The sequence below is a fragment of the Paraburkholderia sp. SIMBA_027 genome (assembly GCF_046535315.1).
Lineage (GTDB): Bacteria > Pseudomonadota > Gammaproteobacteria > Burkholderiales > Burkholderiaceae > Paraburkholderia > Paraburkholderia tropica.
In genome coordinates this window covers 1-250 of the sequence record NZ_JAWRWY010001239.1, presented here as the reverse complement: position 1 = coordinate 250, position 250 = coordinate 1, and the positions used below count along the sequence as shown (strand labels likewise).

Genomic DNA, 250 nt, shown 5'->3' with positions numbered 1-250 from the left:
GCAGGCCGGCTTTAAAGACGAAGTCGCTGACGCGTGGCTCGCCGCGTACGCCAAACCGCAGCCGGTGCTTACGGTCGACCGGTGGCTCGCCGCGCCGTGGTCGCAGCCGTACCGACATCTGTGGCTGGGCGAAGTCGATTCGGCCACCAGAGCCTATGCGGCGGTCGTGATTCCACAAGGCGTGACACCGCAAAACGAGCCGGCGCTGATCGCCACTGCACAGGCCCTGCCAGGCGTTGCTTTTGTCGAC

General features: G+C 66.0%; 1 pseudogene. It reads left to right on the top strand.

Annotation, left to right across the window (positions count from 1 at the left end):
• Positions 1-250 (top strand): annotated as a pseudogene (locus SB764_RS43100) (MMPL family transporter); the annotation flags it as partial.